1 protein-coding gene is annotated in these 1,059 nt (G+C 71.0%); it reads right to left on the minus strand.

All coding sequences use genetic code 11. The features are described from left to right. Nucleotides 1-53: 53 nt before the first annotated feature. Nucleotides 54-1,059, minus strand: a 1,006-nt coding sequence (gene sucB, locus ACYVE9_RS28035; RefSeq protein WP_461030692.1) for a 2-oxoglutarate dehydrogenase, E2 component, dihydrolipoamide succinyltransferase, incomplete at its 5' end; no start/stop codon positions are given.

The following is a 1,059-nucleotide window of genomic DNA, read 5'->3' on the forward strand; positions in this document are numbered from 1 at the left end:
CCCCGCCCGGATTGCTCCGGGCGGGGCACCGCCGTCTGCGTGCGGGGAGCGGGTCAGAGACCCAGCTCTCCCTCGAACTCGCCTGCCTCCAGGCGGGCCTTGACGTCGCCCAGGTAGCGGGCGGCGTCGGCACCGTCGACCAGCTGGTGGTCGTAGGAGAGCGTCAGGTAGGCCATGTCGCGGATGGCGATGGTCTCACCCAGCTCCGGGTGGTTGATGACCACCGGACGGCGCACGGTGGCACCGATGCCCAGCTCGGCGACCTGCGGGTAGTTCACGATGATCGTGTCGAACAGCGCACCGCGCGAACCGGTGTTGCTGATCGTGAACGTGCCGCCGGACATGTCGTCCGGGCTCAGCTTGCCGGTGCGCACCCGGCCGGCCAGCTCCGCGGTCTTCTTCGCGATGCCGGCGATGTTGAGGTCGCCCGCACCCTTGATGACCGGGACCATCAGGCCCTTCTCCGAGTCCACCGCGATGCCGATGTTCTCCACATCGTGGTAGGTCACGGTGCCGTCGTCGTTGATCTTGGCGTTGACGGCCGGGTGGGCCTTCAGCGCCTCGGCGGCGGCCTTCACGAAGAACGGCATCGGCGAGAGCTTGACGCCCTCCCGGGCCAGGAAGCCCTCCTTGGCCCGCTCGCGCAGCCGCATCACGCGCGTGACGTCGACCTCCACGACGGTGGACAGCTGCGCCTGGTTGTGCAGCGCCTTCATCATGTTCTCGGCGATGACCTTGCGGATCCGCGACATCTTCACGGTCTGTCCGCGCAGCGGCGACGCCTGCGGCGCCGCGGTCTTCGCCGCCGGGGCAGCGGCGGCCGGAGCCTGCGCCTTGGCGGCCTCGGCCGCGGCCACCACGTCCTGCTTGCGGATGCGGCCACCGACACCGGTGCCCTTCACCGAGGACAGGTCCACGTTGTTCTCACCGGCGAGCTTGCGCACCAGCGGAGTGACGTAGGCGCCCTCCCCGCCGGTGACCTGCGACGCGGCCGACGGCTGCGCCGCGGGGGCCTGCTGCTGCGCCGGGGCCTGCTGTGCCGGGGCCGGCTCGGGCTTG

It is taken from the genome of Streptomyces sparsus (assembly GCF_054776295.1).